This is a genomic window from Hydrogenoanaerobacterium sp., assembly GCF_032017025.1.
In the GTDB taxonomy this organism is placed as follows: Bacteria; Bacillota; Clostridia; order Oscillospirales; family Ruminococcaceae; genus Hydrogenoanaerobacterium.
The window spans coordinates 4,717-8,268 of the sequence record NZ_DALZQO010000042.1 but is presented as its reverse complement, the minus strand read 5'-3'; the positions used below and the strand labels follow the sequence as shown (position 1 = coordinate 8,268).

Genomic DNA, 3,552 nt, shown 5'->3' with positions numbered 1-3,552 from the left:
CCTGCCGCCGAATTCAGAAGTCACCATGGAGCGCCAGTTCTTCCCCAGCGGGGAAACAAAACCGGAGGCGGAGCTTTCCGGGGCTTCGGCATAGGGTCTTGCGTACAGCACCTGCTTGCCGGAATCAAACAAATCCCGGTAGACGACCTGTCCTTTGGAGGAGGATGCGTCCACCACCTTGCCGTCCCCGGCATAGATGCCAACGTGGGTAATGTTCATGAAGCGGCCGTTGGGCTCATGGCTCCAGAACACCAAATCGCCGGGGGCAAGGCTGGATTTGGGAATGGTCAGTCCGTTGTCCACGCAGTATTTGCCCTGTGCCGCAGCCGTGCCGGGGAGATTTACACCCAGCTTTTTGTACACCCACTGCACAAGATAGCTGCAGTCGGTGTAGCTGCCCTGTCCGCGCAGCTCCTGTGAATAGGGGTCGCCAAGGCGGGAAAGCCCCAGCCGAACAGCCTCCGCGCCTGCTTCTCCAACAGGCAAATCGGAGTAAAAGCCGTCTATCTGATCCGGCGTCCAGTCCTCCCACAGCCCGGAGCCGTCCCCCTCCAAGTGTGCGCCGGTGCCGTACCTGGCGCGGTAATAGACTTCGTTGGCGTTAGCCTGATCCTCATAGGTGACGGCTCTGCCGAACAGCGTGCGGATGTTGTTGTAAACAGCGGGCAGAGAATCAATGGGAACAGCCACAGTGTAGGTTTCCTCCGAGGTGGTGCCGTCCTCATTTTGCACGGTGCGAGTGCGTTCTTCATAGGTCACGAAACAATCTGCAAATTCCCGCGCCGCATGGCGCGAAATGGGTGCAGCGTCACGCTGCCCGAAGAACAGAGAATAAAAAATTGCCTTGACCCGGTAATCGTCAAGGCTGTCGCCGCCCTCCATCTCAGCATTTACGTCAGCGATGGCATTGTCTATGAGGGTGAAGCTCTGGCGCATATCCCCGATGTACTCCCGGTACTCCGCTGGCATACTTGCCGGAATCACACCGCCGTGAAAGCACAGCTCCACAGCGGTGTTGTTGTGGCTGGTGGTGCCGGAGAGCAAGGAACAGACCAGCACGATGACTAAAATCAGCGGGGACAGAACAGCGACAATCACCCAGCCGATGGTCTTTCGAGTGCGTTCATCGGAAAGCGCGGCAGCGGCGGCCTTGGCAACCGCTGTGATGGTTGCGGGATCTGCCATGCCGTCACCACCATTTCATTTCGCCAAAGCCGAACAGACTCTGCTGTTCCGGCTCCGGCTCACTCTCCATGAGCAGCTCGGTATAGTCCACCGCCTGTTCCAGAACAGCGGGATCAAAGCCTGCGGTTTTGTAGCCCTCACGGATGGTATTATAATAATAATCCGAGGGATAGCCCAAGCGATGCCCCGGCGTCATCACATAGACCATGGCAGACACTGACTGTCCGTCCAGCGGCAGTTCCATAAGCTCCTTGTCATAGAACCGGGGAAAGCCCTCGTAAACATCCAGTGCCGCTTCATCCTTCGGCGTGATTTTCCACAGCAGAACAGGGACGGAGGCGCCCTCGCAGGGTTCAATGGTGGCGACGGCTCCGTTTCGGCCACCCCGGAACACAAGGGCATAATCCTTTATCTCGGAAGCCCCGACCACCTTGGCGGTGGGGCATCTCCCAGCCATCTGCGGCAGATTGAGGTTGCTGCCATAGGCAATATACAGTTTGTTTTTCATACGATCTCCTTTACATTGACATAGTAAAAGCGGGGGACTGCTCGTCCTCCGCTTCCATTTCAATTTCCGGCACCGCTTCCTCCGGCGGTGCCTGCGTTTGTGAGCGCTCCGCCTCTCGCTTCTGCCGCAGCCGTTCCTTTTGCCTTTCCGCTTGTGCCGGATCTTTCCACGCAATGCAGCCCTCCAAGTGATCCAGCAGATGCTTGCGGGCTGTTTTAAACTCGTCCCCGATCATGCCGAGGCGCAAAAGCCAGACACGAAAGGTGTATTTTTCGTTGCTGGACTGGGTTTTGGCGGGGCTTGCCGACCGCTGGTTGAGCGCCTGCGCGGTGATGGCCAGACAGAACTGGATGTACGCCTTGATTTTTCCGGCGTGCAGATCTCCGTTGAACGCCCGGAACTCCACCGTACCTTTCTGAAACACGCTGTGCAGATTCAGGCAGTGGTAACGGCTGTCGTGATAATGCTCCCGGCTGCCGTCCCTGCCGTTGTACCAGAGGCTTTTCAGCCGGTCGAGGGTGGCGGGCTTCTGCCGATTGAGCCGCTCTAAAAAGGCGGGATCAATCTTCCGGCAGTAGTGGCTTTCCCGCCCACGCGAAACCTTCAGCGCCTTGTAAATCATATCCTCCTTGGCCGCCATAATGTTGACCAGATTGCGGAGGTGAGGCGCGTCAAAGGGTGCAGCGTTAACGTGAATATGGATGCCACATGAAGAATTCACAAACGCTCCGGCCTCCCGGAGCTTACGGATCAGCTCCTGCACTGTTTCGATATCTCTATACTGGCAGATGGGGCTGACCAGCTCCACGCTGTAGTTCCGGTCGGCACTGACCCTCCTGCGCCCCTCCTTCCGCTGGCAGTCAAGGCTGCCGTCGCTCATGACCTTCCATTTGCGGCCGGTGGTATCCCTCGCAAAATAGGCGTCGTAGAAGCTGCCCTCATACTCTCTGGTGGTGCCGAAATGTTCGGCAATGACCTCGGCGGCGCGGCTTCTGGTAAGCCCGGTCATTTCAATTTCAATCCCGAAATCCTGACCCTGTATCTCCATTTACCCACCGCCTTTACCACATCCTGTGCTGCAGGGTCAGGTCTTTATCCTGAGATAGCCCCGCAAGCTCCGCCGCGGAATTGATGAAGCCGCACAGCCGCTCCCTGCGCCAGGTATCAATGAGATAGCGTCCGCATTCCTCATTGAGCGCATTGATTTTTAGCACCGTATCCCGCACACACTGGTCAACGGCGGCGGAATCGCCCTGTGCTTCCATCAGATCGTCAATATAATCATCCAGAATCCGGCCCATGAGAGACACATCCTCCGGGGTATAGTGGTAGCTCCCAGCATAGGGGTCAGGGTATTCCTTGCCGTCCATACAGTTGCGAAGCTGCTCCAAAATGGCAGGGCGTTCGTCACAGTCCGCTTTCTGGTACTTCTCCATAAAGGCCAACAGATCCGCTTCCCGGTTGGGGGTGTAGCGGATAAAGGACAGCATATCTTCGAGGAGTCCTGATTTGTTTTCTTTCTGCTGTTGCAGTCTGCTCATGATTTTTCTCCCTTCTTCATTATCTGCCGCCTGCCGTTCCGAACAATCTCTCCTTATATGCCGGAGCGTGGACCGCAAGGTTATACCGCTCAATGCCGCATTTGTAAAGGCACACGCCGCGCTGGGGAAAGCGGATGAGGTTGTATTCACTTTCTTCGAGCTGCAGGGAGTCGATATAGAACCGCTTATCGATGTTGCCGGCGTTGAACAGAAACGCATGAGACGGAATGGAAAACAGGGGCTTTGTCAGCTCCCGGATATGCTCAATGTTGAAGTCCTCCAAGTTCTGCGACGCCAGAATCACCGCCGACTCCTTTT

General features: G+C 56.5%; 4 protein-coding genes and 1 pseudogene. All 5 read right to left on the bottom strand.

The window, feature by feature from the left end; all coding sequences use genetic code 11:
* Positions 1-1,185: NlpC/P60 family protein (locus RTV33_RS15450; protein ID WP_312645746.1), on the bottom strand; the 1,185-nt coding region annotated here is incomplete at its 3' end.
* Positions 1,186-1,189: 4 nt separating this feature from the next.
* Positions 1,190-1,693: a gamma-glutamylcyclotransferase family protein gene (locus RTV33_RS15445; protein ID WP_109708941.1), complete on the bottom strand. Its 504-nt coding sequence runs from the start codon at positions 1,691-1,693 to the stop codon at positions 1,190-1,192.
* Between the two features lie 10 nt (positions 1,694-1,703).
* A complete protein-coding gene (locus RTV33_RS15440) occupies positions 1,704-2,741 on the bottom strand; it encodes an amidoligase family protein (protein WP_109708942.1) in 1,038 nt (345 codons plus the stop codon).
* Between the two features lie 13 nt (positions 2,742-2,754).
* On the bottom strand, positions 2,755-3,234 hold the full coding sequence (locus RTV33_RS15435; protein WP_109708943.1) for a hypothetical protein: 480 nt from the start codon (positions 3,232-3,234) through the stop codon (positions 2,755-2,757).
* A 19-nt stretch (positions 3,235-3,253) separates the two neighbouring features.
* Positions 3,254-3,552 (bottom strand): annotated as a pseudogene (locus RTV33_RS15430) (type VI secretion protein); the annotation flags it as partial.

What these genes read in the sequence shown, in the direction of transcription:
- RTV33_RS15445 (WP_109708941.1), bottom strand. Translation starts at nt 1,693, where the DNA reads ATGAAAAACAAACTGTATATTGCCTATGGCAGCAACCTCAATCTGCCG.
- RTV33_RS15440 (WP_109708942.1), bottom strand. Translation starts at nt 2,741, where the DNA reads ATGGAGATACAGGGTCAGGATTTCGGGATTGAAATTGAAATGACCGGG.
- RTV33_RS15435 (WP_109708943.1), bottom strand. Translation starts at nt 3,234, where the DNA reads ATGAGCAGACTGCAACAGCAGAAAGAAAACAAATCAGGACTCCTCGAA.